This is a genomic window from Tistrella mobilis KA081020-065, from assembly GCF_000264455.2.
Taxonomy (GTDB): domain Bacteria; phylum Pseudomonadota; class Alphaproteobacteria; order Tistrellales; family Tistrellaceae; genus Tistrella; species Tistrella mobilis.
Genome location: NC_017956.1, coordinates 162,067 through 188,651, shown reverse-complemented (window position 1 = coordinate 188,651; position 26,585 = coordinate 162,067). Strand labels below are relative to the sequence as shown.

General features: G+C 68.0%; 26 protein-coding genes. 18 read left to right on the top strand and 8 right to left on the bottom strand.

Annotation, left to right across the window (positions count from 1 at the left end; all coding sequences use genetic code 11):
• Positions 1 to 13: 13 nt before the first annotated feature.
• Positions 14 to 1,459 carry an NAD(P)-dependent oxidoreductase gene (locus tag TMO_RS00950; RefSeq protein WP_014743703.1) on the bottom strand — a complete coding sequence of 482 codons (1,446 nt, stop codon included), beginning with the start codon at positions 1,457 to 1,459 and terminating at the stop codon, positions 14 to 16.
• 685 nt (positions 1,460 to 2,144) lie between these two features.
• Positions 2,145 to 3,107 (bottom strand): complex I NDUFA9 subunit family protein, encoded by a 963-nt coding sequence (locus tag TMO_RS00945; protein WP_041605182.1) that lies wholly within the window; start codon positions 3,105 to 3,107, stop codon positions 2,145 to 2,147.
• A gap of 256 nt (positions 3,108 to 3,363) precedes the next feature.
• Here TMO_RS00945 and TMO_RS00940 point away from each other — a divergent pair, with 256 nt between their 5' ends.
• From TMO_RS00940 to TMO_RS00855, 18 genes are all read left to right on the top strand, one after another.
• Positions 3,364 to 3,975, top strand: coding sequence for a ribonuclease D (locus TMO_RS00940; protein ID WP_014743701.1), 612 nt, complete (start codon positions 3,364 to 3,366; stop codon positions 3,973 to 3,975).
• 146 nt (positions 3,976 to 4,121) lie between these two features.
• On the top strand, positions 4,122 to 5,114 hold the full coding sequence (locus TMO_RS00935) for a KpsF/GutQ family sugar-phosphate isomerase (protein ID WP_014743700.1): 993 nt from the start codon (positions 4,122 to 4,124) through the stop codon (positions 5,112 to 5,114).
• A gap of 113 nt (positions 5,115 to 5,227) precedes the next feature.
• Positions 5,228 to 5,848 carry an LPS export ABC transporter periplasmic protein LptC gene (gene lptC / locus TMO_RS00930; protein ID WP_187297798.1) on the top strand — a complete coding sequence of 207 codons (621 nt, stop codon included), beginning with the start codon at positions 5,228 to 5,230 and terminating at the stop codon, positions 5,846 to 5,848.
• 14 nt (positions 5,849 to 5,862) lie between these two features.
• The gene (locus tag TMO_RS00925; protein WP_014743698.1) at positions 5,863 to 6,504 is read left to right on the top strand and encodes an LptA/OstA family protein; all 642 of its coding nucleotides are present in this window, start codon (positions 5,863 to 5,865) and stop codon (positions 6,502 to 6,504) included.
• Between the two features lie 88 nt (positions 6,505 to 6,592).
• Entirely contained in the window at positions 6,593 to 7,372 is a 780-nt protein-coding gene (gene lptB, locus TMO_RS00920; protein WP_051045425.1) for an LPS export ABC transporter ATP-binding protein, read from the top strand.
• Between the two features lie 10 nt (positions 7,373 to 7,382).
• Positions 7,383 to 8,957: an RNA polymerase factor sigma-54 gene (gene rpoN / locus TMO_RS00915; RefSeq protein WP_014743696.1), complete on the top strand. Its 1,575-nt coding sequence runs from the start codon at positions 7,383 to 7,385 to the stop codon at positions 8,955 to 8,957.
• Positions 8,958 to 9,125: 168 nt separating this feature from the next.
• On the top strand, positions 9,126 to 9,725 hold the full coding sequence (hpf, locus tag TMO_RS00910) for a ribosome hibernation-promoting factor, HPF/YfiA family (RefSeq protein ID WP_014743695.1): 600 nt from the start codon (positions 9,126 to 9,128) through the stop codon (positions 9,723 to 9,725).
• Between the two features lie 166 nt (positions 9,726 to 9,891).
• Positions 9,892 to 10,356 (top strand): PTS IIA-like nitrogen regulatory protein PtsN, encoded by a 465-nt coding sequence (gene ptsN, locus TMO_RS00905; protein WP_014743694.1) that lies wholly within the window; start codon positions 9,892 to 9,894, stop codon positions 10,354 to 10,356.
• Positions 10,357 to 10,411: 55 nt separating this feature from the next.
• Positions 10,412 to 10,873, top strand: coding sequence for an HPr kinase/phosphorylase (locus TMO_RS00900; protein WP_014743693.1), 462 nt, complete (start codon positions 10,412 to 10,414; stop codon positions 10,871 to 10,873).
• Positions 10,870 to 11,814, top strand: a complete 945-nt coding sequence (gene rapZ / locus TMO_RS00895; protein WP_014743692.1) for an RNase adapter RapZ — start codon at positions 10,870 to 10,872, stop codon at positions 11,812 to 11,814. Before TMO_RS00900 ends, rapZ begins: the two co-directional genes overlap by 4 nt.
• Positions 11,815 to 11,929: 115 nt before the next feature.
• Positions 11,930 to 12,337, top strand: a complete 408-nt coding sequence (locus TMO_RS00890) for a PTS sugar transporter subunit IIA (RefSeq protein ID WP_014743691.1) — start codon at positions 11,930 to 11,932, stop codon at positions 12,335 to 12,337.
• A 20-nt stretch (positions 12,338 to 12,357) separates the two neighbouring features.
• On the top strand, positions 12,358 to 12,657 hold the full coding sequence (locus tag TMO_RS00885; RefSeq protein WP_014743690.1) for an HPr family phosphocarrier protein: 300 nt from the start codon (positions 12,358 to 12,360) through the stop codon (positions 12,655 to 12,657).
• 202 nt (positions 12,658 to 12,859) lie between these two features.
• On the top strand, positions 12,860 to 14,155 hold the full coding sequence (ahcY, locus tag TMO_RS00880) for an adenosylhomocysteinase (RefSeq protein WP_014743689.1): 1,296 nt from the start codon (positions 12,860 to 12,862) through the stop codon (positions 14,153 to 14,155).
• 139 nt (positions 14,156 to 14,294) lie between these two features.
• Positions 14,295 to 16,370 carry a sensor histidine kinase gene (locus TMO_RS00875; RefSeq protein ID WP_014743688.1) on the top strand — a complete coding sequence of 692 codons (2,076 nt, stop codon included), beginning with the start codon at positions 14,295 to 14,297 and terminating at the stop codon, positions 16,368 to 16,370.
• A gap of 77 nt (positions 16,371 to 16,447) precedes the next feature.
• Positions 16,448 to 17,320 carry a diaminopimelate epimerase gene (dapF, locus tag TMO_RS00870; protein ID WP_041604770.1) on the top strand — a complete coding sequence of 291 codons (873 nt, stop codon included), beginning with the start codon at positions 16,448 to 16,450 and terminating at the stop codon, positions 17,318 to 17,320.
• A gap of 31 nt (positions 17,321 to 17,351) precedes the next feature.
• Positions 17,352 to 18,770 (top strand): tRNA (N(6)-L-threonylcarbamoyladenosine(37)-C(2))-methylthiotransferase MtaB, encoded by a 1,419-nt coding sequence (gene mtaB / locus TMO_RS00865; RefSeq protein ID WP_014743686.1) that lies wholly within the window; start codon positions 17,352 to 17,354, stop codon positions 18,768 to 18,770.
• A complete protein-coding gene (ftsY, locus tag TMO_RS00860; protein WP_014743685.1) occupies positions 18,767 to 19,711 on the top strand; it encodes a signal recognition particle-docking protein FtsY in 945 nt (314 codons plus the stop codon). Before mtaB ends, ftsY begins: the two co-directional genes overlap by 4 nt.
• A gap of 4 nt (positions 19,712 to 19,715) precedes the next feature.
• On the top strand, positions 19,716 to 20,342 hold the full coding sequence (locus tag TMO_RS00855) for a septation protein A (protein WP_014743684.1): 627 nt from the start codon (positions 19,716 to 19,718) through the stop codon (positions 20,340 to 20,342).
• A 12-nt stretch (positions 20,343 to 20,354) separates the two neighbouring features.
• On the opposite strand, the gene TMO_RS00850 is transcribed toward TMO_RS00855, so the two are convergent.
• The 6 genes from TMO_RS00850 to TMO_RS00825 form a co-directional block, all read right to left on the bottom strand.
• Entirely contained in the window at positions 20,355 to 22,031 is a 1,677-nt protein-coding gene (locus TMO_RS00850) for an NHL repeat-containing protein (RefSeq protein WP_014743683.1), read from the bottom strand.
• Between the two features lie 182 nt (positions 22,032 to 22,213).
• Positions 22,214 to 22,807: an NUDIX hydrolase gene (locus tag TMO_RS00845; protein ID WP_014743682.1), complete on the bottom strand. Its 594-nt coding sequence runs from the start codon at positions 22,805 to 22,807 to the stop codon at positions 22,214 to 22,216.
• 106 nt (positions 22,808 to 22,913) lie between these two features.
• Positions 22,914 to 23,708, bottom strand: coding sequence for an ABC transporter ATP-binding protein (locus TMO_RS00840; protein ID WP_014743681.1), 795 nt, complete (start codon positions 23,706 to 23,708; stop codon positions 22,914 to 22,916).
• A gap of 18 nt (positions 23,709 to 23,726) precedes the next feature.
• Positions 23,727 to 24,614 carry an ABC transporter permease gene (locus TMO_RS00835; protein WP_014743680.1) on the bottom strand — a complete coding sequence of 296 codons (888 nt, stop codon included), beginning with the start codon at positions 24,612 to 24,614 and terminating at the stop codon, positions 23,727 to 23,729.
• A gap of 409 nt (positions 24,615 to 25,023) precedes the next feature.
• Positions 25,024 to 26,013: an ABC transporter substrate-binding protein gene (locus TMO_RS00830; protein WP_014743679.1), complete on the bottom strand. Its 990-nt coding sequence runs from the start codon at positions 26,011 to 26,013 to the stop codon at positions 25,024 to 25,026.
• A gap of 314 nt (positions 26,014 to 26,327) precedes the next feature.
• On the bottom strand, positions 26,328 to 26,525 hold the full coding sequence (locus tag TMO_RS00825) for a hypothetical protein (protein ID WP_014743678.1): 198 nt from the start codon (positions 26,523 to 26,525) through the stop codon (positions 26,328 to 26,330).
• Positions 26,526 to 26,585 lie beyond the last annotated feature (60 nt).

Genomic DNA, 26,585 nt, shown 5'->3' with positions numbered 1-26,585 from the left:
CCCGTCCAGGCGTTCAGCTGGCAGCCGCCGACTGCTCGGCGGCGGTGATGCGGTTGCGGACATAGCGGTCGATCTGCTCGGCGGCATCGCGGCCGTCGCGGATCGCCCAGACGACCAGCGAGGCACCGCGAACGATGTCACCGGCGGCGAAAACGCCGTCGACGCTGGTCATGAAGGTTCGGATATCGGTCTTGAGCGTGCCCCAGCGGGTGGTCACCAGATCGGGGCACTCGAACAGCACCGGCAGATCTTCGGGGTCGAAGCCCAGCGCCTTGATCACCAGATCGGCCTTGAGTGTGAACTGACTGCCCTCGACCACCACCGGCGACTGACGACCCGACGGATCGGGTGCACCCAGGCGCATGCGGACGGCCCGTACCGCCTCGACCTTCTCATTGCCGAGGAAGGCTTCGGGGTTGGACAGCCACTCGAAGGTGACGCCTTCTTCCGTCGCATTCGCCACCTCGCGCTGCGAGCCGGGCATGTTCTGCCGGTTGCGGCGATAAAGGCAGGTCACCGAGGCGGCACCCTGACGGATCGAGGTGCGCACGCAGTCCATGGCGGTGTCGCCGCCGCCGACCACGACCACGTTCTTGCCCTTGGCCGAGAACCGCGCCTGCATCTCGTCGGACAGCGCATCGCCCAGATTGAGCCGGTCGGAGACGGTCAGGAAGTCGAGCGCCTTCTCGACACCCTGAAGCCCCACGCCCGGCACCTTGATCTCACGCGACTGATAAACGCCGGTCGCGATCAGCACCGCCTCGTGACGCTGGCGCAGCTCCTCGATCGTCACGTCGCGACCGATATCGACGCCAAGGTGGAACTTGATCCCCCCCTCTTCAAGCAGCTTCCAGCGCCGCAGCACGACCTGCTTGTCGAGCTTGAAATTGGGGATGCCATAGATCAGCAGCCCGCCGACGCGGTCGTAGCGATCATAGACATGGATCTCGTAGCCCCGGCGGCGCAGCATTTCGGCCGCCGCAAGGCCGGCCGGCCCGGCACCAACGATGCCGATCGACAGGCCCAGCTCGCGCTCCGGCTTCGGCGCCTTGACCCAGCCGTTCTCGAAGGCGGTCTCGGTGATGTACTTCTCCACCGACCCGATGGTCACCGAGTTGAAGCCCTTCTCGATGACGCAGTTGCCCTCGCACAGACGATCCTGCGGGCAGATGCGGCCGCAGATCTCGGGGAAGGTGTTGGTCGCCGACGAGATGGTATAGGCCTCTTCCAGCCGGCCTTCGGCGGTCAGCTTCAGCCAGTCGGGGATGTTGTTCTGCAGCGGGCAATGCACCTGGCAGAACGGAATGCCGCACTGGGAGCAGCGCGAGGCCTGGGTGGCCGCCTGTTCCGGCGCAAACCCCGCATAGATCTCGCCGAAATCTTTGGCGCGGGTTTGAGCGGTTCGCTTCTCGGGCATCTTCTGCTCGATACGGGTGAACTGCATCAGCTTGCGCGCCATGGTCCTCGTCCTTCGACCGTGGGCCGGGCATGTCCTGCCCGGCAGGGGGTTGGGTGTCCGCGCGCTTCGGCCGGGGCCGCGCCGCGGATCGGTTCGGTGCCGCCCGGGATCCACAGACGGGTCGCGGGCGACGTCTTTGTCAGGGTGGCGTCCGTGCCGGCAGGGTTCTGCATCGGCAACCCGCCAGGTCGGGCGGGTCCGGGGCTGTTCCTGGCTGCGGGCATGTCGTCTGCGGTCGCGTCAGGGTCCGCCTCGGGCGGGCGGAAGACGACGCGAACGCCGGGGAGGCTGGTCAGGGATCCATCCCGCCCGATCCCGGTCATTCCACCGACAGATCGACACGGCCGGACCCCGCCCCTTGCGCGCACGGAGGCCTTCGAAGGTCATATACGCCTTTCCAGACCGCCTGGCGAGTAAAAACGTGATGAAAGGTCCGAAACTGGACTACTTTTCTTCCGATGCCCCTGGGTTGCGAGCGATTCGCAGGTAGATCCGCGATGCTTGTCGAGATAATGGTCGCATTTCCTGACCTATATCACCACAAGCTTTTGTTTCAGAAGGATTGATGGTCAGCAAGGCCCAGATCGGCCATCCGGCACCGTGCGGCCATGCCATCCCCCGGAAAAGCATGCGGCCGGCCCCGTCGGGGCCGGCCGCATATCAGGTCTCGGCGCTGAAAAGCAGCTCAGTTCCCCGCGCGGCCGTCGCGCGGCCGATGGATCCAGGCGCGATAGCGGGCCAGATAGTCCGGCACCACCGCCTCGACCGGGGTCGGGCGGATGCCGAAGGCGGCAAACCCTTCAGCACCCTCGGTCACGACATTGTCGCGCTTCAGCATCCGCAGCTGGTCCGTGGTCAGCGGCGCCATGCCGCCGGGCAGCAGATCGCCGAAGCGGGCCACCACCCCGGCAAGCGCCCAGGGCATCGGCACCAGACCGCGATGCTTGCGCACGGTGGCGAGAATGTATTCCAGGATCTGGGCGAAGCTGTAGACCTTGGGGCCGCCCAGTTCGAAGGTCCGACCGGCAAATTCCGGCTCGTCGAGCGAGCGGACCACGGCCTCGGCGACATCCACCACCCAGACCGGCTGGAAGCGGGTCTGGCCACCACCGATCAGCGGCAGGGCCGGGGAGATGCGGGTCATCCCGGCGAAACGGTTGAAGAAGTCGTCCTCGGGGCCGAACAGGATGCTGGGACGCAGGATCACCGCCGTCGGGAAGGCCTCGCGCACCGCCGCCTCTCCGGCGGCCTTGGTCCGCCCATAGGCCGAGCTGCTTTCCGGATCGGCGCCGATCGCCGAGACATGGACCAGGGACCCGAGTCCGGCGTCAGCCGCAGCCTTCGCGATGTTGCCGGCGCCCTGGACATGGACGCCGTCGAAGGTGGCGCCCCAGCCTTCTGCCAGGATCCCGGTCAGATTGATCGCCGCCGAAGCGTCGGCGAGCGCCGCCCGCACCTGGGCTGCGTCGGTCACGTCGCAGGACATGATCGCGATCTGGCCGACATCACCCGCAGGCTTCAGGAACAGGGCCCGGTCCGCATCACGCACCGCCACCCTGATCCGCACGCCGGTGCGGGCAAGCCGCGCGACGACATAGCGGCCGAGGAAGCCCGAGCCGCCGAATACCGTGACGAGCCGATCCTTCATGGCGATCAAAGTCTCCCTCTCCTGGTCCGGCACCGCCGGTCGCGCAAACCTGGGGCTACACATAATCCGGCGGGTGCCGCGACGCAACGCCGGAGCCGCCCGATGCGACGGAAAGTCATGATCCGGCCGCGGCTTGATGACGATCGGATGACGTCCGGCAGCGGCCATCCCCACTTGGCGGGGGGGATCGGCTTGCGCTAAAACCTTGCCTCGGCAGGCAGTGGGTCTGCCGTGACGACAGCGGAGGCGCGGCCGGATGACCATTCACCTGTACGAAGGCGACCTGCCCGAGGATTTCGGTCGGCCGGCATCGATCGCCATCGACACCGAAACCATGGGGCTGAAGCCGCATCGGGACCGGCTGTGCCTGGTGCAGATTTCAACCGGCGACGGCGACGCCCATCTGGTGCGCATCGCCCGCGGCCAGACCACGGCGCCGCGGCTGGCCGCCCTGCTGGAAGATCCGGACGTTCTCAAGATCTTCCACTTCGCCCGGTTCGATCTGGCGGTGCTGCATGAACGGCTCGGCATCGACTGCCGGCCGGTCTACTGCACCAAGATCGCATCCAAGCTGATCCGGACCTATACCGACCGGCACGGCCTGCGCGACCTGCTGCGCGAGACGATCGGCGTCGAGATCTCCAAGCAGCAGCAATCGTCCGACTGGGGCGCGGATCAGCTGACCCCCGAACAGCAGAGCTATGCCGCCGGCGATGTGCTGCATCTGCACGCGGTGAAGCGCGTGCTCGACGAAATGCTCGCGCGCGAGGGCCGCACCGATCTGGCCCGCGCCTGCTTCGATTTCCTGCCGGCCCGCGCCCGGCTGGATCTGCTGGGCTGGGAAGAGCCCGACATCTTCGCCCATTGACCGGCCAGGCCCGCCGCTCATTCCGCCCGGCGGAACATGCGGCCGCGACTGCCCTTTCACGCGGCAGGCGGGCCAACCATATTGATCCGCATGTGCCGCCCTCTGCCGCACATGCCCCCCGCACACGACCACGGGACACCGTGCCGATGACCGCCGAGACCGCCCCCCACACCGCCGCCGATGACGGCCGCGCCCTTGCCGCGGCCGAACAGGCGCTCGCGCTCGAGATCGCCGGGCTCGAAGCCCTGCGCGCCGGGCTGGGGCCCGATTTCGCGCGCGCGGTGAACCTGCTTTACGCCACGAAAGGCCGGGTGATCGTCACCGGCATGGGCAAGAGCGGCCATGTCGGCGCCAAGATCGCCGCCACGCTCGCCTCCACCGGCACACCCGCCCAGTTCGTGCACCCGGCCGAGGCGAGCCATGGCGACCTCGGCATGATCACCCGCCAGGATGCCATTCTGGCCCTGTCCAATTCCGGGGCGACGCCGGAGCTGTCGGATATTCTGGCCCATAGCCGGCGCTTCGGCATCCCGCTGGTGGGCATCACCGCCCGCAGCGCCAGCCCGCTGGCCGAGGCCGCCGATGTGGCGCTGATCCTGCCGCCGGCACCGGAGGCCTGCCCGCTGCAGCTTGCCCCCACCACCTCCACCACCATGACGCTGGCGCTGGGGGATGCGATCGCGATGGCGCTGCTCGACCGGCGCGGCTTCACCGCCGAGGATTTCCGCGTCTTCCACCCGGGCGGCAAGCTGGGTGCGCGGCTGGTGAAGGTGGCCGACATCATGCACGGCCCCCAGGACCTGCCGCTGATCACCCCGGACCGCCCGATGGCCGAGGCGCTGATCGAAATCAGCGCCAGAAGCTTCGGCTGCGTCGGCGTGACGGATGATGCCGGCCGGCTTGCCGGCATCGTGACCGACGGCGACCTGCGCCGCCACATGGGCCCCGATCTCGCCGCCCGCAAGGTGTCGGAGGTGATGACGGCCGCGCCCAAGACCATCCGCGCCCGCGCCCTGGCCGCCGAGGCGCTGGCGATCATGAATGCCTACAAGATCACCGCCCTGTTTGCGGTGGATGACGACGGCCGGCCCGTGGGTATCCTCCACGTCCACGACTGCCTGAGGGCCGGCGTGGCCTGAAGGTCGGTATGGACCGAACGGCGCCCCAGCCCTTATCTCGCCCTCCTCTCCCCAGCCTGTCCCGCCCGGAGCAAGACGAGCCGACCATGGCCGAGACGCCCAGAATGCCCCCCTTGCCGACGGGCCCCCGGGCCCCGCGCCGGCGCAGCCGCTACAGCCGGTTCGTACGGCTGGCGCGGATCCTGCTGCCCGCGGTCGGCGCCGGGCTGATCGTGCTGGTGCTCGTGTGGTCGCAATTGTCGGGCATCGGCGGCGATGCCCGTATAGGATATTCGAAGATCGTCCGGGACGATGTGGATGCGCTCCGGATGCTGGAACCCAGATTTACGGGTGTGGATGCGGACGGCCGGCCATTCCGGGTGGAAGCCGACGAGGCGACCCAGCCGTCGGTCGACAGTTCGCAGATCACGCTCAAGACCATCCGCGCCGACATGACCGCCTCGGACGGAACCTGGCTCGCCATCCGGGCCAAGACGGGCGCCTTCGATCGTGATGCCGAACGGCTGAAGCTCGAGGGCGATGTCGAGGTGATCGCCGAGACAGGCTACGCCATGTCGACCCAACGGGTGGACGCCGAGCTGGGCAGCGGAACCATCCGGAGCGACAGCCCGGTGGTGGCGCATGGCCCGGTGGGAAGCATCGACGCCGCCGGCTTCACCGCCCGGCGGGAAAATGACACCATCACCTTCGATGGCCCTGTCCGCGTGACGGGCTATCCGGGTGTTGAGAGATGACGTCAGGAGCGCGCATGCCCTTCAGCCTTTCCACGGGCCGCCGTCACGGTGCGGCCCTCGCCCTGCTGGTGACGGCCCTTGGATCGGCGGCCGCCGTGATCCCGGTGCTCGCCCCCGTGCCGGCTGCGGCGCAGAGCGCCATCCGCACCTCCAGCATCGACACCTCGCAGCCGATCGAAATCACCGCCCAGGACTCGCTCGAATGGGCGGATGTCGAGCGGGTGGCGACGTTTCGCGGCGAGGTGAAGGCGGTTCAGGGCACCATGACCCTTTATGCCGACACACTGAAGGTCCATGTCGCCCAGCCCGGCGCGAAGGGTGCGAAGCAGGCCCCGCCGGAGGCGGGCCAGAGTGAGGGGCAGCAGGGTGAAGGGCAGCAGGGCGGCGGTCTTGCCGATGCCGCCGGCGAGATCTCGAAGATCGAGGCCGACGGCCATGTGCAGATCATCACCCCGAATGAGAGCGCCCGCGGCGATGTCGGCGTCTATGATGTCAACAAGGGCATGATCACGCTGACCGGCGCGGTAAAGCTCACCCAGGGCCGCAGCCAGCTTGAAGGCGAGCGGCTGGTGCTCGACCTGAACAAGGGCCGCAGCACGCTGGAAAGCGGTCGCAAGGGCCCGGTGCGCGGCCTGTTCGTGCCTGAAAAGAAGTGATGACCGACAAGACGTGACGCGGCGGCCCGCCGACAGGGCCGCATCATCGACGAGGAACACCGAGCCCTTGACCTCTGGCCATCAGGACATACCCGGCAGGCTTGCCGCCGACGCGCCCGAGCGCGCGGATGCGGGCGGCGATGTGCCGGCGGGGCTGGTCGCCCAGTCGCTGGGCAAGCACTACCGCAAGCGCCCCGTGCTGCGCGACGTGTCGCTCAACGTCGCCCGCGGGGAAGCGGTGGGGCTGCTTGGCCCGAACGGTGCCGGCAAGACTACCTGCTTCTACATCATCACCGGGCTGATCTCGGCCGATTACGGCCGGATCCTGCTCGACGGCGACGACGTGACCACCCTGCCGATGTACCGGCGTGCGCGCCTGGGCATCGGCTATCTGCCGCAGGAAGCCTCGATTTTCCGCGGGCTGACGGTGGAAGACAACATCCGCGCGACCCTGGAAGTGGCCGAGCCCGTGCGCGACAAGCGCGAGACCATGCTGGACGAACTGCTGGCCGAGTTCTCGATCAGCCATCTGCGCCGCACGCCCGCCATTGCACTCTCGGGCGGTGAGCGGCGGCGGGTGGAGATTGCGCGCGCGCTGGCGACCAGCCCGGCTTTCGTGCTGCTCGACGAGCCGCTGGCGGGCATCGATCCGATCGCGGTGGCCGATATCCGCGATCTGGTCTCGCATCTGAAGCATCGCGGCATCGGCGTACTGATCACCGACCACAATGTCCGTGAAACGCTCGACATCATCGATCGCGCCTACATCCTGCACGACGGCACCGTGCTGATGGAGGGCGCCCCCGAAGACATCGTCGCCAACGACGACGTGCGCCGCGTCTATCTCGGCGACCGGTTCAGCCTCTAGGAGCCCGCGCATGGCGCTCAGCCAGAGACTGGACATCAAGCTCTCCCAGGCGCTGGTCATGACGCCCCAGCTGCAGCAGGCCATCAAGCTGCTGCAGCTGAACAATATCGAACTCGGCGCCTTCGTGGACGAAGAGCTGCTGCAGAACCCGTTGCTGGTCCGTGCCGAAGAGCGCGACGAACCGCTGACGGCCCTCGCGACCGGCGACGCCGGCGACGATCCGCGGGGCCAGGACCCCGCTTTCGAACCGGGAGCCCGCACCGAGCTGACCGAACTGGTCGGCAGCGGCGTCATGCCGGATTCAGAGCACGCCCCCCTCGACACCGATATCGCCGGCATGTTCGAGAGCGACGGCCCGGCACCATCCCAGGAAACCCCTGCACAGCGCGAGATGGACCTGGATCCGGGCCTCGGCTTCGATGCCGGCGGGCCGGTCGGCCGCGGCGGCGACATGAATTTCGATGGCGACGACGAGGGCTTCGAAGCCCGCACCAGCGAGGCCACCACCCTTGCCCGCCATCTTGAGGAACAGATCGCGGTCGAGATCCCGGAGGGGATGGAGCGGGCGATCGCGACCGTGCTCGCCGGCCTGCTGGACGAGAACGGCTATCTGACCATGACCCCGGTCGAGGCGGCCCAGCTGATCGGGATCGACACCACACGCGTCGAGGCGGTGCTGACCAGGCTGAAGGGGCTGGACCCGACCGGCGTCTTCGCCCGGGATCTGGCCGAATGTCTTGGCCTGCAGCTGGCTGAGCGTGATCGCCTGGATCCGGCCATGCAGGCATTGCTCGCCAATCTGGACCTGCTGGCCCAGGGCGACCGGACCCGGCTGAAGCGGGTGACCGGGGTCGACGATGAAGACCTCGACGACATGATCCGCGAGCTGCGCGCCCTGGATCCGCGCCCCGGCCTGCGCTTCAGCGCGGACCCGCTGCAGACCGTGGTGCCCGACATCCTGCTCCGCCCCCGCCCCGATGGTGGCTGGCAGATCGAGCTCAACCCCGAGACCCTGCCCCGGGTTCTGGTGGATCATGCCTATGCAACCACCATCACGGCCCAGGCGAAGTCCAAGGCGGAGCGCGAATACATTTCCGAGCGGATGCAGACCGCAAGCTGGCTGGTGAAGGCGCTGGACCAGCGCGCCCGCACGATCCTGAAGGTGGGCAGCGAGCTGGTACGCCAGCAGGACGGCTTCTTCGCCCATGGCATCCGCCATCTGCGGCCGCTGACCCTGCGCGACATCGCCGATGCGATCGGCATGCATGAAAGCACGGTCAGCCGGGTCACTGCCAACAAGTACATGGCCACGCCCCGGGGCCTGTTCGAACTCAAGTTCTTCTTCACCGCCGCGATCGCCACCGCCGACGGCTCCGGATCGGTCTCGGCCGAGGCGGTGAGGCATCGGATCAAGGAACTGATCGACGGCGAGAGCGCCGATGCGATTCTGTCCGACGACAAGCTGGTCGAGCTGCTGGCTGCGGATGGCATCGACATCGCGCGCCGAACTGTCGCAAAGTATCGGGAGGGGATGGGGATCGGATCCTCGGTCCAGCGCCGCCGGGCCAAGATGGCCAGGCGCTGATACTGGAATCGGACCCCACTGCGGACCTGCCGGAAGGGAGGCCGGCCGGCCCGACGGCCCCGTCAACGATCCGCCCCCGGCAATGCGCCGGTGCAGGGCGCGTGGCAGTCTGTCACGCTCTGCCCCCATCGCAGACGCCGGATGCGGACAAGCGACAGGCGAGGGAACATGCAGCTTACCGTTACGGGCAAGCAGATCGACGTCGGCGACGCCCTGCGCGACCACGTCTCCGAGGAACTGGACCGCGGCGTCAGCAAGTATTTCGACGACGCCATCGACGCCCATGTCGCCTTTGGCCGCGATGCTCATCTGTTCCGCTGCGATATTTCGGTCCACGCCCGCCGCGGCGTCATGATGAAGGCCAGCGGCGCCTCCGACGAGATCTATGTCGCCTTCGATCAGGCGCTCTCCCGCGCAGAAAAGCAGCTTCGGCGCTACAAGCGGCGCCTGCGGGATCATCACCGCACTGACGCGCGGGCCGATGCTGCACAGAATTCATTTGCATCCATCCCGGCCCGCGCCTACGTTCTCGCCGCCGAGGAGGACGAGACGGTCGAGCGTGAGGACGTGGCCGACGGCCACCCGGTGGTGATTGCGGAAACCGACACCGCCATCCTGTCCCTGACCGTGGGAGAGGCGGTGATGCGCATGGACCTGGCAGATCAGGCTGCGCTGCTGTTCCGCAACAAGGCACATGGCGGGCTCAATCTGGTCTACCGTCGCGAGGACGGGAATATCGGCTGGGTCGATCCGCGCCAGCCGGCCTGAGGGTCGACGTCGAACGGCGGAGACGCCGGAACGTCGGTACCGGGCCGGTCGCGGCATCCGGCCCGGCGACCACCGGATCGCCGCTCCCGGTCCCGGAGGGGCCATCCGACGTGTAAGCCGGGGCCGCACGGGCGCCCCGGCTTTCCCACAAGAGGTTTCGATCGTCATGGAGATCGCGGATCTGCTGCGCCCGGAGGGGGTCTTTGCATCCCTGAAGTCCAGCAGCAAGAAGCAGGTTCTTCAGGATCTGTCGCAACGGGCGGCCGATCTGACAGGCATCGACGAACGCACCATCTTCGAGACGCTGCTCGAGCGCGAGCGCCTGGGGACCACCGGCGTCGGCAACGGCGTCGCCATTCCCCATGGCCGGCTGGGCGGGTTGGACCGGGTCCAGGGCCTGTTCGCCCGCCTGGAGCGCCCGATCGATTTCGACGCCGTGGACGACCAGCCGGTCGATCTGATCTTCCTGCTGCTGGCCCCGGAATCTGCCGGGGCGGACCATCTGAAGGCACTGGCGCGGGTGTCGCGGCTGCTGCGGGATGAACGGGTCTGCGACAAGCTTCGCGGCTCCGACACGGCCGAAGCGCTCTACGCACTGCTCACCGACGACGCATCGAGCAAGGCCGCCTGAACGCCGCCTGAACACGGGCCGCGCGCGCGACCGGACCGAGGGGCGCAACCTTGCCATGGCGACGGACCCGCAGACCATTCACGCCACCTGCATCTGCATCGGCCCGGCCGGCGTCCTGCTGACCGGGCCGAGCGGCGTGGGCAAATCCGATCTGGCCCTGCGACTGATCGATGCCGGCGCCCGGCTGGTCGCCGACGACCGCGTGGTGCTGCAGGCGGCAGGAACACCGGATGCACCATGGCCTGTCGCCTCTGCCCCTGCGGCGCTTTGCGGCTTGATCGAGGTACGCGGGGTCGGCATCCTGCGCAGCGATATGTCGGCACCCGTCCCGGTGCGTCTGGCGGTCCGGCTCCATCCGCCGGGGCACAGGATTGAGCGCCTGCCCATGCCCCATGCCGTCATGCTTGCCGGCGCCGCCGTCCCGGTGATCGATCTGGTGGCGGTGGAGGCCTCGGCGCCGGCCAAGTTGCGCGCCGCCCTGGCTGCCGTGCTCGATCCGCTTCAGAGGCATACATGACACCGATCCCCCGGTCCGCTGCAGCCCGACCCGATGCGAACGGCCCTGCCCGCCTGCTGGTGATCACAGGCCTGTCCGGCGCCGGCCGGACCTCGCTGCTGAAGGCACTGGAGGATCTGGGCTACGAGACGATCGACAATATGCCCGTCCGGCTGATGGCGCCTGCGGTCGAAGCCATGGCGCCAGGCGAGGCGCTGGCGGTGGGCGTGGACGTGCGTACCCGCGGCTTCGATGCCGCCGCGGTCGATCAGGCGCTGAGCCAGGTCGCCGCTCTGCCCGGGCTTGCCGCCACGGTCGTCTTTCTGGACTGCGACGACGAGGTGCTCTACCGCCGCTACACCGAGACCAGGCGCCGGCATCCGCTCGCCAGCGCAACCGATCGCCCGGTCGAAGACGGCATCCGCGACGAGCGGGCGCTGATCGCCCCCTTGCGCGACCGCGCCGATGTGGTGCTCGACACCAGCGAGTTCAGCCTGACCGACCTCAGGCGCAAGGCGTCCGAGCTGTTCGCCTTCGGCGGCTCTCCGGGGCTGCAGCTCTCGGTCACCTCCTTCGGTTTCCGCAACGGCCTGCCGCGCGATGCCGATCTGGTCTTCGACGTGCGCTTCCTGGCCAATCCGCATTACGATCCGCTGCTCCGGCCGCTCACCGGTCAGGATCCGGCGGTAGGCGCCCATGTCGCGGCCGATCCGCTGTTCACCCCCTTCTTCGACCGGATGCTGGACCTCATCCGCCTGCTGCTGCCGGCCTATGCCCGCGAGGGAAAATCCTATCTGACGGTGGCGGTGGGCTGCACCGGTGGCAAACACCGCTCTGTCTTCGTCACCGAACGTCTCGCAGAGGAATTGAGGCAGGACGGGTGGCGGGTTACAGTACGCCATCGCGACATGCCCGACGCGGATCTGGCGCGAACGGGATCCCCGGCTGCGAAACCGGTCTGAGGCGGCACTGCGCGCCTTCGCCGGCAGGTGGCTGCCCCTGAACTGAGGGGCCCCGGCGCGCGGCCACGATGGCGGGCGGTGCCGGTGCCTCCACAACAAGGTGACGACGGAACCGATGATCGGTCTGGTACTGGTGACGCACGGCCGGCTCGCCGACGAATTCGTGGCAGCAACCGAACATGTCGTCGGCCCTCAGAAGGCCATGAAGGCGATCTGCATCGGCCCCGACGACGACATGGAAAAGCGCCGCCAGGACATCATCGACGCGGTGGCCGCCGTCGACGGCGGCGATGGCGTGATCGTTCTGACAGACATGTTCGGTGGCACTCCGTCCAACCTCGCGATCTCAATCCTGGATCGGGCTCATGTCGAGGTGATCGCCGGCGTGAACCTGCCGATGCTGATCAAGCTCGCCAGCGTGCGCGAGACCGAGCCGCTCGCCAAGGCCGTGGCCAGCGCCCAGGATGCCGGGCGCAAATACATCAACGTCGCGAGCACCCTGCTCGCCGGCGACGGCCGCTGATCCGAGGGAGCCCCCGCCCGATGAACCAGTCCGCCGCGCCCTCCGGCGATCGCCTGAAGCGCACCGTCGAGATCATCAATCGCCGCGGCCTGCATGCACGCGCGGCAGCGAAATTCGTCAAGACGGCCGACAGCTTCTCGGCCGACATCGAGGTCACCCGCTGCGGCCAGACCGTGTCCGGCCGGTCGATCATGGGGCTGATGATGCTGGCCGCAAGCCCGGGCTGCACCATCGATATCGAGGCCGCAGGCGCCGACGCCCCCCAGGCCATGGATGCCCTGGTGACGCTGATCGGCAACCGCTTCGACGAGGATGAATAGCCGGTCTTCCGCGCATCCGGCCCTGCCGACCCGCCGTTCCGGCGGGTTTTTTCATGGCCCGGCCCGGCATGCGGCGGCATATTACCATATAAAGATAGCTTTATATTCCCTTGCCCGATCAGGGCAGCCAGGGCTATAACCAGTGGGAGAGACGTCTGCCGGTTTCCCGGCAAAGCCGCTATGCCCATCAGGAGCGCCCTCGATGACCACGTTCACGGACTACAAGGTCAAGGACATCGCCCTCGCCGAGTGGGGCCGCAAGGAGATCTCGCTGGCCGAGACCGAAATGCCGGGGCTGATGGCGCTGCGCGATGAATATGGCGCGTCGAAGCCGCTGGCGGGTGCGCGGATCGCCGGCTGCCTGCACATGACCATTCAGACCGCCGTGCTGATCGAAACCCTGATCGCGCTGGGCGCCGAGGTCCGCTGGTCGTCGTGCAACATCTTTTCGACCCAGGATCAGGCGGCAGCCGGCATCGCCGCCGCCGGCATCCCGGTCTTCGCCTGGAAGGGTGAGACCGAAGAGGAATACGAGTGGTGCGTCGAGCAGACCATCAAGGGGCCCGATGGCTGGACCCCGAACATGATCCTGGACGACGGCGGCGACCTGACCCTCATCATGCACCAGAAGTATCCGGAGCTGATGAACGAGGTCCGCGGCATCTCGGAAGAGACCACCACCGGCGTGCTGCGCCTCTACGAGATGGCCAAGACCGGCAAGCTGGCCTGCCCGGCGATCAATGTGAACGACAGCGTCACCAAGTCGAAGTTCGACAACCTCTATGGCTGCCGCGAAAGCCTGATCGACGGCATCAAGCGCGCGACCGACGTGATGCTGGCCGGCAAGGTCGCCGTGGTGGCGGGCTATGGCGATGTCGGCAAGGGCTCGGCCGAGGCACTGCGCGGCCAGGGCGCCCGGGTGCTGGTCACCGAGATCGACCCGATCTGCGCCCTGCAGGCCGCCATGGACGGCTATCAGGTCACGACCATGGATGAGGCGGCGCCGCAGGGCGACATCTTCGTCACCGCCACCGGCAATGTCGACATCATCACGCTCGACCATATGCGTGAGATGAAGGACCGGGCGATCGTCTGCAATATCGGCCACTTCGACAGCGAAATTCAGGTCTCGGCCCTGCACAATTACGAGTGGAACGAGATCAAGCCGCAGGTCGACGAGATCACGCTGCCCGGCGGCAAGCGCCTGATCCTGCTTGCCAAGGGCCGCCTTGTGAACCTTGGCTGCGCCACCGGCCATCCGAGCTTCGTGATGAGCGCGTCGTTCACCAATCAGGTCCTGGCCCAGATCGAACTCTGGAACAACGCCCAGGCCTATGAGCGCAAGGTCTACACCCTGCCCAAGCATCTGGACGAGAAGGTGGCGGCGCTGCATCTCGACAAGCTGGGCGTGAAGCTGACCAGGCTCAGCGACAAGCAGGCCCAGTATATCGGCGTGCCGGCGGAAGGCCCGTTCAAGCCGGAATACTACCGCTACTGAGTACCGCCCATCTCGTGGGATCGCACCACCGTTGCGCCGCCGCCGGGTCCGCCCGGCGGCGGCGTTGCGTTCACGGCCAATGACACGATCCCTGCGGTGTCGTGATTGCGGCCCCGGCCATGACTGCTAAACTCAGGTCATGGATCCGATCGTCGTCGCCGCAGTCATGACGGCCCTTTCGGCCGGCCTCGCCGTGTACGCAATCAGGCTGCGTGCGCGTGGGCGAGCCGTTGCCGATCGCCTGCAATCGTCCGAGCGTGAGCTTGCCGCCGAACGCCGCGCCCATGAAGCTGCTGCCGTCGCCGCCGAAACCGCCTCGGCACGGGCAGATGCCGCCACGGCCCTGCTCGACGCGCTGCCTCTGCCGGTCTGGTGGCGCGACATCAGCGGCGCGATCGGCGGCCACAACGCCGCTTTCGATGCCTTCCAACTGGGCGATGACGGGCATGAACGACCGGAATTCGCCAACCGTGCCCTGATCGCCCAAGCCCGCGCCCTGGCCCGCACCGCCCGCGATCGCGGTCTGCCGATGCGCGAACGCCGCGCCGTGGTCACCGACGGCGTGCGCCGGGTATACGAGATCCTGGAGATTCCGCCCGGAACCGACCGACCTGCCGTGGGCCTCGCTCTCGACGCCACGGCGCTCGCCGAAGCGGAAGCGGCGATGGAGCGGGTGGAAGCCGGCTATATCGAAGCCTTCGAAAGCGTCACCAGCGGCATTGCGGTCTTCGGCGCCGATATGCGCCTGACCTTCTGGAACGGGGCTTTTGCCCGGCTGTGGCATCTGAATGCCGCCTTTCTGGACCAGCGCCCACGTGAGGGCGAACTGCTTGAACGTCTGCGAGAAAGCCGGCGCCTGCCGGAAGTCGTGAATTTTCCGGCCTGGAAACGCGACCGGCTGGCCCTCTACACCAGCCTGTTTGCGCCGATGGAAGAACTGGTCCATCTGCCCGACGGCCGCACGCTCCATGTCATCATCGCGCCCCACCGCCAGGGCGGGCTGGTCCACATCTACGAGGATGTCAGCGACCGGCTGGCGCTGGAGCGGTCCTACAACACCCTGATCGCCGTGCAGCGCGCGACCATCGATGCCCTGGCCGAAGGGCTGGCCGTGTTCCGGTCCGATGGCCGGCTCGGCCTCGCCAACCAGACCTTCGCCCGATTGCTGGAAGTACGGCCCGATCAGGTCTCGATCGAGACGCCGCTCGGCCAGCTGCTGGATGCCGCGCGCCCCCTCGCCACCCGTGCCGACGATCTGGATCTCGTCCGGCAGGTGGTGGACGAGGCTCTGGTCGAACGCCGCCGCGGCGAGATGACGCTCGAACTCGCCGGCGATCGTTTCTTCTCCATTGCCGCCACCCCGCTCCCGGACGGGGCCGCACTGGTGTCGCTTGCCGATGTCACCGACACCATCCGGGTGCAGCGCGCCCTCCGTGACCGGGCCGCGGCACTTGCCGAAGCCGATCGCCTCAAATCCGAATTCGTCGCTCATGTCTCCTACGAACTGCGCACACCGTTGAATTCGGTGATCGGCTTCGCCCAGCTTCTTGCCAGCGAAATGGCAGGGCCGCTGAACCTGCGCCAGCGCGGCTATGCCGAAGACATCGTGCATGCCTCGGAACATCTGCTGGTGCTGATCAACGACATGATCGACCTTGCCTCGATCGATGCCGGTGACGTCACCCTTAATCGTCGTCCGGTCGATGTCTGCCAGCTTTTGCGGTCGGTAGCGGATCTCGCCCGCCAGCGTGCCAAGGCCGCCTCGGTGTCGATCGATCTGGACTGCCCGCCTGAGTGCGGCACGATCGATGCCGACGGCCTGCGCCTGCGTCAGGCTCTCTACAACCTGCTCGGCAATGCGCTGCGATTCACCCCCGTCGACACCCGGATCCGCATGGCAGCCGAAGCCCGCCCCGCGGATCCGGAAGGCGGCCCGTCGATGGTGGCGTTGATCATTTCCGACCAGGGCCCCGGCATCCCCGAGGAAGAGCGCGAACAGGTCTTCGAGCGCTTCTGGCGCCGTCGCCGCGGCGAACGCAAGGCCGGGGTGGGTCTCGGTCTGCCGCTTGCCCGCAGCCTGATCGAGCTGCATGGCGGCCGGATCCGGATCGACGATGCCCCGGGGGGCGGCGCGCGGATCACCTGCCTCTTGCCGGTGCAGGCACCGGCGGCAGCCCCGCCTCTGACCAGTCAACAGACTGAAATTCCGGCCTGATCGCCGCCTGCAACCCTGCCGTGACGGCCGCGAATTGATTGGACGGCAGCCGGGCCGAAGCCTATAAGATCGGAGCTATGATCAGGATCCCGTTCCTCAAGATGCACGGGCTCGGCAACGACTTCGTCATCATCGACCGACGGAGCGGCCCGGCCCGGGGCCTCGTGCTCGATGACGCGACCATCCGCCGGATCTCGGACCGGCGGCTCGGCGTCGGCTGTGACCAGTTCATTCTGATCGATCCGACCGACGACGACCCGATCGCCGCCGGCGGTGCCGATGCGGTGATGCGCATCCACAATGCCGATGGTGGCGAGGTCGGTGCCTGCGGCAACGCCACCCGCTGTGTCGGGGCCCTGCTGATGGACGAAAGCGGGCTCGGCCGCGCGACCATCGCCACGATCTCGGGCCTGCTCCGGGCAAGCCGCGATGCAGAGCAGCACGAAGCTGGCACGGTCACCGTCGACATGGGCCCCGCCCGGCTCGACTGGCGGCAGATTCCGCTGGCGGCCCCCGCCGACACGTTGGCCGTGGAGGGCGTGGAAGTCGGGCCGTTGAAGCTGCCGGTGGCGGTCAATGTCGGCAACCCGCATGCGGTCTTTTTCGTCGACGATGCCGAGGCGATCGATCTCACCCGCTGGGGGCCGATGATCGAGCGTCATCCCACCTTCCCTGAGCGCACAAATGTCGAAGTCGCCCATCTTCTGGGCCCCGACAGGCTGCGCATGCGGGTCTGGGAGCGCGGCGCCGGCATCACCGCCGCCTGCGGCACCGGCGCCTGCGCCACGGCCGTCGCGGCCATCCGCCGCGGCCTCACGGGTCGCACGGTCGAGATCGTGCTCGACGGCGGCCCGCTGGTCATCACCTGGACCGAAGACGATCGCGTCTTGATGTCGGGCCCGGTCGCGACCAGTTTCGAGGGGACGCTCCACCCGTCCCTGCTCGCCTGACCTTCGCTTCCTCATCCGGTTTTCCGCCCTCATGTCCGACCAGACTGACGATCCTCTGCGGATCATCACCTTCGGCTGTCGCCTCAATGCCTATGAGAGCGAGGTGATGCGCGGCCATGCCCGTGACGGGGCGTCGGACGGGCGGACGATCGTGTTCAACACCTGCGCGGTCACGGCAGAGGCGGAGCGTCAGGCCCGCCAGGCCATCCGCCGGGCACGGCGCGAGGATCCCGAGGCCCGCATCGTCGTCACCGGCTGCGCGGCCCAGATCCGGCCCGAAGCCTGGGCGGATATGCCGGAAGTCGACGCCGTCCTCGGCAACGAGGACAAGCTGAAGGCCGACCGCTTCGCCGCCGCCCTCGCCACCACACCCAATCGCCTCGCCCCGTCGGCTCCGGTCGCGGCGGCGGGTCCGGATTTCGTGGGCGCGACCGAACCCGCCCGGATCTTCGTCGACGACATCATGGCGGTGCGTGAAACCGCCGGCCATCTGGTCGAGGGGCTGGACGGCCGTGCCCGGGCCTTCGTACAGGTTCAGAACGGCTGCGACCACCGCTGCACCTTCTGCATCATTCCCTATGGTCGCGGCAACAGCCGCTCGGTGCCCCTGGGCGAGGTGGTGGCCCAGGTGCGCGAACTGGCGGCCCGCGGCTATGCCGAGGTCGTGCTGACCGGCGTGGACATCACCTCTTACGGCGCCGATCTGCCCGGTCGCCCAAGCCTGGGCAATCTGGTGCGCCGGGTGCTGAAGCTGGTGCCCGATCTGCCCAGGCTCCGGCTGTCCTCGATCGATTCCGCCGAGATCGACCCCGATCTGATGCAGGCGCTGGCGGAAGAGCCACGGCTGATGCCGCATCTGCATCTCTCGCTCCAGGCCGGCGACGACATGGTTCTGAAGCGGATGAAGCGCCGGCACAACCGGGCCCAGGCGATCGCCTTCGCCGAGGCCGTGCGCCGCATCCGTCCCGATGTCGTCTTCGGCGCCGACCTGATCGCCGGCTTCCCGACCGAAACCGACGAGATGTTCGCCAACAGCCTGAAGCTGGTGGAGGAGATGGGGCTGGTGCATCTGCACGTCTTCCCCTATTCCGCCCGCACCGGCACCCCGGCCGCGCGCATGCCCCAGGTGCCGGTAGCCGTGCGCCGCGAACGGGCGCGGGCCCTGCGTGAGGCCGGCGCTGCCGGGCTTCGCGGCTGGCTCAAGACCCAGATCGGCGCCGAGCTGCCGGTCCTGCTCGAGACCCCGGATACCGGCCGCAGCGAAGGTTTCGCCCTCGTGCGTCTGGCGACACCGGTCGATCCGGCGTTGGTCGGGGGGATCGTGACCGCCCGGATCACCGCAGCCGACGACGAAACCCTGGCGGGCGTGATCCTGCCGCATCATGCGGCCGACCACAGCCGCACCCATGACCACCCCCGTATCGACGCCGCAGGGAGGGCGACCGCTTGAGCGAGGAGCAGACGAGCAAAGGCGGCTGGCTGTCCCGCCTTCGGGCCGGGCTGAAGAAGACCAGCAGCCGCATCGGCGACGGTCTGGTCGGCATCTTCACCAAGCGCAAGCTCGACGCCGAGACGCTGGAAGAGCTGGAAGAGCTGCTGATCCAGGCAGATCTGGGCCCGGCGACGGCGGCGAAGGTCACCGCCGGCCTTGCCAAGGGCCGCTATGGTCAGGATCTGGGGCTGGACGAGATCAAGGCTCTGCTGGCGGACGAGATCGCCAAGATCCTGGAGCCGGTGGCGCAGCCGCTGAACTTCGCCCCGGCCGCCTCGGGCCCGCGGGTCGTGGTCATGGTGGGCGTCAACGGCACGGGCAAGACCACCACGCTCGGCAAGCTCTCGTCCGCCGCCGTCGCCCAGCGCCGCAGGGTGCTGCTTGCCGCCGGCGACACCTTCCGTGCGGCTGCCGTGGAACAGCTGGAAGTCTGGGGTCAGCGCGCCGGCGTGCCGGTGCTGAAGCGTGAAACCGGCGCCGATGCGGCGGGCCTCGCCTTCGACGCGGTAGAGCGCGGCCGCCGAGACGGCATGGATCTGGTGTTCATCGACACCGCCGGCCGGCTGCACAATAAGGCCGGGCTGATGGCCGAGTTGCAGAAGATCGTCCGCGTGATCGGCAAGGTCGACCCCGAGGCACCGCACGAGATCGTGCTGGCGCTGGATGCGACCACCGGCCAGAACGCGATCAATCAGGTGGAAACCTTCAAGTCGATGGTGCCCCTGACCGGCCTGGTGCTGACCAAGCTGGACGGAACCGCCAAGGGCGGCGTGCTGGTGGCGCTGGCAGACCGCTTCGGCCTGCCGGTCCATGCGGTGGGCGTCGGAGAAGGCATTGATGACCTGAAGCCCTTCGAGGCCCGGGCCTTCGCCCGCGCCCTCGTCGGACTGGAGACCTGACCCGATGACCGACAAGCCGAACGAGGGCATCGAAGCCCGCCCCACGGAGCAACGCCCGGCCGATGCCGGCACCGGCTTGATGCGTCTGGCGCTCGAAGCCGGGCCGCTGGTGGTGTTCTTCGTGCTGAATGCGAAATTCGGCCTGATGACCGGCACCGCCGGCTGGATGGCTGCTACCGCCATTGCGCTCACCGTCTCGTGGGTGCGCGAGCGGCGGGTGCCGATCCTGCCGCTGGTCTCGGGCGTGTTCGTGCTGGGCTTCGGCGGGCTGGCGCTGATCTTCGACGACGAGCTGTTCATCAAGATCAAGCCGACCGTGGTCAACACGCTGTTCGGTGTCATCCTGCTGGGCGGTCTGGCGCTCGGGCGGCCGCTGCTCAAGCCGCTGGTCGGTTGGGCCTTCCTTCTGGACCATCAGGGCTGGCTGAAGATCACCCGCAACTGGGGCCTGTTCTTCCTGCTGCTGGCGGTGATCAACGAGGTGGTCTGGCGGAATTTCTCCACCGATTTCTGGGTCGGCTTCAAGCTGTTCGGCATCATGCCGCTGACGCTGCTGTTCAGCATCTCGCAGGTGCCGCTGATCCAGCGTCACACCCTGGCCACCGGTGGCGACACCGGCGGCCAGGGGTGAGTTTCTTGCCGCTCAGCGCGGGCTGAGGCGCATCAGGCTGCCGTCGCGGTCGCCCGCCACCCAGATGCGGCCGGCATCATCCACCGCGATCCCGGTCGGGATATAGGCCGGCGGCATGCCGGCGGTCCCTTCCAGCCCGACCCGGCCCTTGAGGCCGGTCGAAATCAGTTCGCCCTTCGCCGTTTCAGGATCGAAGGCCAGCACCTGCCCCGTGCCGGTTTCCACGGTCACCAGTCGGCCATCGGGCAGGCGGGCAAGGCCCTCGGGGGCCTTCAGATCGCCCACGACGACCCGAAGCGCCTGACCGTCGACCGGCACTTCGACAATCCGGCCGGCACCGGTTTCGGCCACATAGACCGATCTGTGATCGGGCCCCGACCAGATCATGCGGGTCGGCATGACCAGATGCTCCACCACCGGCTTCTGATCAGCCGGGGCCGCACTGCCGTCCAGCGCTGCCTTGTGGATGGTTCCGCCGGCGGTCAGGACCAGCAGATGGCCGTCATCCGCCATCAGCGCATCCATGGGCGCGGCCAGCTTGTTGACATGGCCAAGCTCGGCACCGGTCGCGGGATCGAACATCTGCACCCCGCCCGCAAACCAGCTGGTCAGCAGGATCCGGCCGCCGTCGTAATTGGCATTCATCGGGTTTTCGAGATTGCTCGCATAGGCACGCGCGACGTCGGTCACCTTGCCTGTCGCCCCGTCGATGGTGCGATAGGCGAAGAGATCGGCCAGGTGCAGTGTCGAGCCGCCGCCGGCCTTGGGAACGGCCACCAGACCGCCCGGCACCGCCAGATCGCCCTTGATGATCGTATGCGTCCCGCCGGTCTTCGGGTCGATCTGGAAGATCGCCCCCTCCGCCATGTTCGAGACATAGATCGTGCCGTCCTCGCCGATGGCGAGGTTATCGAGCGCCGGATTGAGCTTTGTGATCACGGTGGCCGCGCCCGTCATCGGGTCGACGCGCTTGACCTCGCCCGTGACGGTATCGAGTGCCACCACCTTGCCATCGGCTTCCAGATTGGCCGCAGCCGGCACCTTGAAGCCTTCGGCAAAGGCCTCGACTTTCGGATCGTCCAGGTTCACCCGGGCAAGCTTGCCCTTGAACCAGAGCGGTCCGGTGAGCGTGCGACCGCGGATCTCGAAGCCGTTGAGCCCGCCCATGCCTTCCAGGAGCTGCTTTGCCGGCGTCGCCCCGGTCGGGTCGATCTCGTATAGCGCATCGCCCAGGAACACCCGGGTCGCGTAGAGCCGGCCGCCGTCATCGAAGTCGAGTGAGTTGATGCCGGGAAGGCCCGTCGCCAGCACCTGCACCGGTGCCGCCTTGCCCTGAAGCGCATCGCCCGAGATGGCCCGGACCTCGCCGGACAGGAAAGCCGTCCAGACGATGCGGCCGTCGGGCGCGATCACCAGATCGTCGGCCTGGCCGGCGGGCCGGTCGACGATCACCCGGGCCTTGCCGCTGACCGGGTCGACGCCGATGATCTGCTGGCCGACCACGCTGCCGCCGAGCACTTCGCCGTCGGGGGCGACCGCCAGACCGTGCACACCGCGGAACGGCGAGGGCTGAATGATGGTGTCGAGCTGCCATTCGGCGACCGGCGCGCTCTGCGCTGCCGCCAGGCCCGGCACCAGTGCGGCCGCGGCCACCCCGGCGGCGAGCCACCGCTTGAAGCTGAGAGACATTGGGACGTTTCCTCTGCGGATGATCCGGGGCATCCGGTCTTGGCCGGACGCTTCTCCGATATGGATCATGCGCGGGATTTGTCTCACCTGCCAGAGCCGAGGGCGTGCCGCCCCCGATTTGATATGACGTTCGCTTCAGACACTGTCGGAAGCGGCGTTGGCTCGCCGGAGGTCGGGCGAGGTCAGGCCTGCGCCGGTGGCGACTCCGTCTCGGGCACCAGCTCGGGTTTCCGCTCGGGTTCCGGCGGTCTGGGACGCCAGAAGTCCCGGCGGGAAACGGCATCGCCCTGGTGCAGGCGCTGCCAGTCCTTCAGGATCGCCTTGACCGTGGGGAAGGCGAGTTCGCCCCAGGGGATCTCGTCCCAGGTGAACAGGCCGACCTCAAGGCTTTCGATGCCGGCCGAAATTTCGGCCCGCGTCATCCGGGCCAGGTAGAAGATCTGGACCTGATGGATTTCGGGGATGTCATAGACCGCAAGCAGACGCTCGATCTCGGCGCGGGCGCCGGCTTCCTCGAACACCTCGCGCAGGGCGCCGTCGGCCGTGCTTTCGCCGTTCTCGAGGAACCCGGCCGGGATCGTCCAGAAGCCTTCACGGGGGGCGATCGCCCTCCGGGCGAGCAGGATGCGGTCTTCCCACATACAGACCGCCCCCACCACCATATTCGGGTTCTGGTAGTGGATCATGCCGCATTGGGTGCAGACGTGGCGCGGCCGGCTGTCGCCCTGGGGGATGCGCAGGGTGACGCGGCCGCCGCAGGACGAGCAATAGTCCAAGGCCGGGAACCTCCGGGCGGATGGCGGGTGCAATCGGGTCCGATCAGAGTGACAGCCCGGGCGGGGCCGGGCAAGCCCCGCCACCGGTCATCGTGTCGGCCGGCGATCAGCCGAGCAGCAGCGCGTCGTCGGCCAGTTCCTCGCCGCGCACGCGCTTGAACATGGCCAGCAGATCTTCGACCTGCAGACCCTGACGCTGTTCCCCCGACACGTCGAACACCACCCGCCCTTCGTGCAGCATTACCGTGCGTGTGCCGAAATCCAGCGCCTGCTTCATGCTGTGGGTGACCATCAGCGTGGTCAGCCGGCCTTCGTCGACAATATCGCGGGTGAGCTGAAGCACGAAATCCGCCGTGCGCGGATCCAGCGCTGCGGTGTGCTCGTCCAGCAGCAGGATCTTCATCGGCTGAAGCGTCGCCATCAGCAGACTGACCGCCTGACGCTGACCGCCCGAGAGCAGCCCCATGCGATCCCCCAGCCGCTTGTCGAGGCCGAGGTCGAGCCGCTTCAGCGCCGCGCGAAAGCGGTCGCGGCGATCGGCGCGCACGGCGGCCCCCAGCCCGCGATTGGCCCCGCGGGAGAAGGCGAGCGCCATGTTCTCTTCGATCGACAGCTTCTCGCAGGTGCCGGCCATCGGATCCTGGAACACCCGCGCCATCAGCCCGGCGCGACGCCGTGCCGGCCAGCGGGTGACGTCGGTGCCGTCGATCACGATCCGGCCCTCATCCACCCCGATTTCGCCCGACAGCGCGTTCAGGAAGGTCGACTTGCCGGCACCGTTGGAGCCGATCACACAGACGAATTCACCCTCGCCGATGGTGAGGTCGAGCCCGCGCAGCGCCCGCGTCTCAAGCGGCGTGCCCGGATTGAAGGTGACCTGAAGGCCCTTGGCTTCGATCATCGGATCATCCCTCCCGGCTCAGGCGGCCTTGCGCCGCCGCTGGGCCAGCACCCGCGGCAGCACCATGGCGGCGGCGACCAGCACGGCGGTCACCAGATTGAGGTCCGAGGCGGTCAGGCCCAGGAAGCCGGCATTCAAGGCCAGCGCCACCGCAACGCGATAGAGAATGGCGCCGACCAGGCAGGCGATGATCGCCCGGGCGATGGTGCGGGTCGACATCACCGCCTCGCCGCCGATCACCGAGGCCAGGCCCACCACGATGGTGCCGACACCCATGGTGACATCGGCACTGCCCTGGGACTGGGCGAAGAGCGCGCCGCCGATGGCGACCAGGCCGTTGGACAGGGCCATGCCGAGCAACGTCATCGCGGCGGTGTTGATGCCCTGGGCGCGGGCCATGCGCGCATTGGCGCCGGTCGCCCGCATGGCGAGCCCCATCTCGCTGTTCAGAAAACGGATCAGCAGGATCATCGCCGCGATCACCACCACGGCGAAAACCAGGGGCGTGAGCAGATAAAACGGCAGACCCAGACCCTCGAACGGGGTCAGCACGGTCCGTTCGCCCAGCAGCGCCACATTGGGCCGGCCCATGATCCGGAGATTGATCGAATAGAGTGCGATCATCATCAGAATCGAGGCGAGCAGGTTCAGGATCTTGAGCCGGACATTCAGCCAGGCCGTGATGCTGCCCGCGATGCAGCCCGCGACGAAGGCAAGGGCCGTCGACAGGAAGGGATCCCAGCCGCCGACGATCGCAGTGGCGGCGACCGCGGCCCCCAGCGGAAAGCTGCCGTCGACGGTCAGATCCGGAAAATCCAGGATGCGGAAGGAGAGAAAGACCCCGAGCGCCACCAGGGCGTAGACGAAGCCGGTCTCGATCGCACCCATCCAGGCGATCAGGCTCATCGCGCCCCTCCCCCGAGGCGCCCGGCGCAGCCCTGCGCCGGAAGGCATGCGTGCAGCATGTCGGTTGCGTTCCCGTCTGCCGCGTCCGCCGGGCCTGTCTCCGAAGCCCGGGCCGCGTGTGATCCCCACAGGTCCGAAGGGCCCGTTGCGGCCGTGCCGCGGGCCTCTGATGCCGCCGGCCGCCGTCTCCCCCGACGGCTCGGCAGTCGTGCCGCCAGGGTGACGGGGCAGTGGTAGCGGATCACCCCCCGTGCCGCAAGCGGATCGCAAGTCCATATCAGAAGTGTAGAACGAATGAAACTATTTCGCGAAGACCGATCCGGCAGGGACAATGCGGATGCCCCAGCAAAAATGCCGCCCGGCGAACCGGGCGGCATCCTGCAGCCTGCGACCCGAACCGGCCGTCAGATCACTTCACCACTTCCTTGGCGTCGGCGATCACCGCCTCGGGGATGGTGACGCCCATCTCCTTGGCCGAACCCGGATTCAGGTAAAGCTCGAGCTTGGAGACGGTCGAGGCCGGAATGTCGCCGGGCTTGGCGCCCGCCAGGATCTTGGCGACCATCTCGCCGGTCTGGACGCCGACGTCGTAGTAGTTGAAGCCGACCGCCGCGATCGCGCCACGGCCGACCGAGTTGGTGTCACCGGCATAGACCGGAATGTCGGCATCCTGGCCGACCTTCACCACGCTCTCGATCGCCGAGACCACGGTGTTGTCGGTCGGCACATAGATCGCGTCGACCTTGCCGACCAGCGACCGGGCGGCGGTGAGCACGTCGCTCGACTTGGGCGAGGCGGCCTTCTCGACCGTCATGCCGAACTGGCCGGCGGTCTTCTCCACCAGGTCGACCAGGGCCACCGCATTCGCCTCACCCGGATTGTAGATCACGCCCAGACGCTTCACGTTGGGGGTGATCCGGGTGATCAGCTTCAGATGTTCGTCCATCGGCGACAGGTCCGAGACGCCGGTGACGTTGCCGCCCGGCTTCTCCATGCTGCTCACCAGCTTGGCACCGACCGGATCGGTCACGGCCGAGAACACGACCGGAATGTCGCGGGTGGCCGCCGCAACCGCCTGGGCCGACGGCGTCGCGATGGCGACGATCGCATCCGGCTGCTCACCCACGAATTTGCGGGCGATCTGGGCCGCGGTCGCGACATTGCCCTGCGCGTTCTGATAGTCCCATGTCAGGTTCTTGCCGACCTCCCAGCCGGCCGCCTTCAGCGCATCCTGCACGCCCTGGCGGGTGGCATCCAGCGCCGGATGCTCGACGATCTGGGTGATCGCCACGGACTTCTCCTCGGCCGCAAGGCTGGTGCCGGCGGCGAGGCCCGCAATGGCGAGCCCGGCAAGCGATGCCGCGATCCGCGTGGTCCGGCGGCGGGTGATCATGGTCATGGAAAGACGCCCTTCCCTGGTGTCGTTGTGGCGCGGCAGCGTCCCCGCGCCGCGGTCCCTCGTCTTTTTCGCGTGCGGCCGACACGGGGACAACCGCCATCTCCCACGGCGGCTGACCGGCCGTATGCGCGCTGGCACAAGGATGCCCATGGCCTGCGCAGCGGGTCAAGCGCACCCGGCGATCCATCGGCGCCCGATGCACGCAGACCGGGCATGGGCATGGTCACCCACACGAAAACAGGGATGCATGCCACAAAAACACCGCCGGCCCCTGCGGAACCGGCGGTGGGAAGGACATCTCGACGGGACGACGTTCAGACGGTGATGTCGAGCACGCTGCCGCGCCCGCTGGCCTGGGGCGGCGGGGGCTGACGGTCGGCCGGGTTTTCCGCCTTGCCGGCGGCAGGCACCGCCTCGACGGTCTGCGTGCCACGCGGGTCGGCATAGCCTGCGACCTGGGTCGGCGCCACGGTCTGCGCGTTCAGGAAAGCGGCGGTGGGTGGGATCTGCATGGCCGTGCTCCGTAACCTCGGTACGGGCGACATCGATCACCCGTGCTCGCGTCAGATATC